The sequence below is a fragment of the Microvirga sp. GN3 genome (assembly GCF_055792825.1).
Map to the genome: position 1 here is coordinate 1,286 of NZ_JBVVAK010000292.1, position 3,494 is coordinate 4,779.

Genomic DNA, 3,494 nt, shown 5'->3' on the forward strand with positions numbered 1-3,494 from the left:
CGCGCTCGCCGCCTTTGCGAGGCCGCGTAGCTGCCACTGCTGTTTCCGATTCCGGCAGTCAACGGGGTGTGGGTGTGGGGCAACTGACGGCCTTAGCCTTTGTCGTCACCGTCGATGCGCCGGAGCGTTTCCGCCGCTCGCGCGATGTGGGAGCCTATCTCGGCTTGGTGCCGCGGCGCTTCCAGTCCGGCGAGATCGACTATGTCGGCAGTATCTCCAAGTGTGGCGACCGGCGAGTGCGAACCCTGCTGTACGAGGCCGCCAATGTGCTGCTGACGCGCTACCGCGGCGCCCTCGCCCTCAAGGAGTGGGCTCTGGGGATTGCCCGGCGCTCAACCATGAGGAAAGCGCGCGTGGCGCTCGCCCGCCGCTTGGCGATCATCATGCATGCCATGCTCCGGCACGGCACCTCATTCCAGGCCGCCTAGGAGGAGCAGCAGAAGCAGGTCGAGACGAGCTCCCGAGCGGAGCGTTGCCCAAGGGAGGGTGTGGAAGACGACGCCGATTTTGTCGCATGCGGCCTGTGCCAAGGGCCGACTGCGGTTTCAACCAAGTCGCTCCACTCCAGCTGACCCCATCAAGTGCCCTGGAGCACGTAGAGAACGCAGACACCCTTAGGCATCGCATATCGCTCAGGATCGGAGAGCTGCCCCTTGACCCATTAGAGAACAGTATCGGCACTTCTCGGAAATAACCCGTTGGTCTGCTCACCCGGCCAAAGCTGACTTTCGCGAAGAACAGGGATCGGCAGAGAATGACCCGAAAGAGGTCTTAGCCGTTTTTTTGGGCGTAGAGGACCCATTGCAGATGCCCCGCATTTACTTAGATCGCACTGAATGTATCTCGTAATCCGGCGAATGCCTGTGTTCGCCAGTGGACCGGCGGGAGTGTAGAACCAGCGCATGGGTGCAAGTGGGTGCAAGCGTTGCCGCATCTGGGGCGGGACGCCACTGAAGTAGGGTGAGCACCTCAATAGTCGAGCATCCCGCAAGCGTGTCAGGACGCGGAGACTGGATGGTCTCAGATGAGCGATCCCTCGGTGCACCGACGGCTGGCGGCCATCCTCACGGCAGATATTGTGGCCTACAGCCGTCTCATGGGCTTGGACGAGGCCGGCACGCTTGCAACCTGGAAACTGCACCGCCGCGAGCTGATCGACGTCAAAATTGCCGAGTGTGAGGGGCGCATCGTGAAGCTTGTCGGCGACGGATTTCTGGCGGAGTTTCCGAGTGTCGTGAATGCCGTTGCCTGTGCCGCCATGATCCAGCGGGGAATGAGGGAGCGCAATGCAGGCGTCCCGCGGAACCGCCGGATGGAGCTTCGCATCGGCATCAACCTTGGCGATGTGATCGTCGAAGCTGACGACATTTACGGGGACGGCGTCAATGTGGCGGCCCGCCTCCAGAGTATCGCGAAGCCCGGCGGGATCGTCGTCTCGGCCTCCGTTCGGGAGAACGTCGGCACGCGGCTTCACCTGCACTACCAGGATATGGGCGACCAGTCCCTCAAGAACATCCACAGACCGGTGCACGCCTATAGCGTGTGCCTCGAGTCGGTCCCAACAGCCCGGACAGTCGGTCCCGATGCAGACCCGTGGGAGCGAAACGAGATCGAGAAGCCGGCGATCGCGGTCCTCCCGTTCAGCAACATGAGCGGGGATCCGGAGCAGGAGTACTTCAGCGAGGGAATTACCGAGGATCTGATCACCGACCTGTCGAAGATCTCCGGCCTCTTCGTGATCGCGTACCACACGGCTTTCAGCTACAAGGACAAACCCGCGAAAGTGCGGCAGGCGAGCCAGGAACTCGGGGTCACGTTCATCCTGGAAGGAAGCGTCCGAAAGGCCGGCCCGCGTGTGCGCATCACCGCGCAGCTTGTCGACGGCAGGAACGGCGGTCACCTCTGGGCCGAGCGCTATGACCGTGATCTCACCGATATCTTCGCCATCCAGGACGAGATTGCTCATTCGATCGTTGACCAGTTGAAGATCAAACTGCTGCCAGAGGAGAAATCGGCTATCGGCCAAGTGCCGACCCACGACGTCGAAGCCTATGCGTATTACCTGCGCGGTCGGCAGTTCCTACACCGGCATTCCAGGCCCTACTACGTTCTGGCGAAACGTATGTTTGCCAAGGCGGTCGAGCTCGATCCAAACTATGCGCGGGCCTATGCAGGTATCGCGGACTGCGACTCGTTCCTGTTCCTCCACTACAACACCGATGTGTCGATCGAGGGCATTCTCGACACCAGCGCCAAGGCTCTCGATCTGGAGGGTGGCCTCGCCGAGGCGCACGCCTCGCGGGGCTTGGCTCTTTCGCTTTCGGAGCGCTACCCGGAAGCCATGGCAGAATTCGAATGGGCCACCACGCTCGATCCGAACCTCTTCGAGGCTCATTATTTCCTTGCAAGGGCTTGCTTTGCTCAAGGGAGCCTCGAGCAGGCCGCAAGGCACTTCCAGCGTGCAGCGGAACTCAAGCCCGATGACTATCAGGCCTTGCTCGTGCTGGTTGGAGTTCTGCGGGCGCTAGGGCGAGACCAGGATATGAGAAGGGCAGCGCGGGAAGGTGTGGCTCGCGCGGAACGCGACCTGGCGTTGCATCCGGAGAACTCAAGGCCAGCATATCTGGGTGCCGTCGGGCTTGCCGCTCTCGGCGAGCTCGATCGTGCCAAGGAGTGGGCGGAACGTGCTCTAGTCATCGATCCCGACGACAGCCTGACGAAATACAACGTGGCCTGCTTCTGCTCGTTGGTGGGCGAACACGAACGAGCAATCGATCTGCTTGTGGAACTCATGCCCCATGCCACGCGGGAAAGAAAACGGTGGGTGCAGTACGACTCCGATCTCGACCCGATCCGGAGTCATCCGCGGTTCCAGGAGGTCATCGGGATGCTTGAGAAAGAGCTACGCTTCTGATGTGGCTCCTCGACCACCTCCTGTTGACTTTGGGCGGAGGAGGACAGTAGTGGCGACCTGGGTACTGTCAAGTTGGCAGGCCTCTGAGCCTGTGGCACGGTCTCAGGCATGAGCACGACGTCCAATCCGTACCGCGGCTTCCGCTTTCCGGCCGAAATCATCAACCAGGCGGTCTGGTTGTATCACTGCTTCAGCCTCAGCTTGCGGGAGGTCGAACTGATCCTTGCGAGCCGAGGGATCGTGGTCAGTTACGAAACCATCCGCGAGTAGAGCCTGCGCTTTGGGCGGACCTACGCCAACAGCCTCAAACGGCGCCGACCGCAACCCGGCGACAAGTGGTTCTTGGATGAAGTGTTCATCCGCATCCGCGGCAAACTGCACTATCTCTGGCGAGCCATTGATCAGCATGGCAACGTGCTCGACGTTCTGGTTCAGAGCCGCCGCAACAAGAAGGCCGCTAATACCAGGTCCCTGAAGGTCTGACTCGTTCGTGATTTCCAGGATTGCGGTGGGTGTGATTCAACTTGGTGAGCCAAGGAGGGTTGCCATGCCGATCCCACTCCGCTCTGACTTCGATGCT

2 protein-coding genes and 1 pseudogene are annotated in these 3,494 nt (G+C 61.0%); all 3 read left to right on the forward strand.

The window, feature by feature from the left end; all coding sequences use genetic code 11:
* On the forward strand, positions 1 to 428 hold a 428-nt coding region (locus ACS5Q1_RS46590), incomplete at its 5' end, for a transposase (RefSeq protein WP_473104571.1).
* 596 nt (positions 429 to 1,024) lie between these two features.
* Positions 1,025 to 2,914 carry an adenylate/guanylate cyclase domain-containing protein gene (locus ACS5Q1_RS46595; RefSeq protein ID WP_473104572.1) on the forward strand — a complete coding sequence of 630 codons (1,890 nt, stop codon included), beginning with the start codon at positions 1,025 to 1,027 and terminating at the stop codon, positions 2,912 to 2,914.
* A gap of 108 nt (positions 2,915 to 3,022) precedes the next feature.
* Positions 3,023 to 3,373 (forward strand): annotated as a pseudogene (locus tag ACS5Q1_RS46600) (IS6 family transposase); the annotation flags it as partial.
* Positions 3,374 to 3,494: the final 121 nt, after the last annotated feature.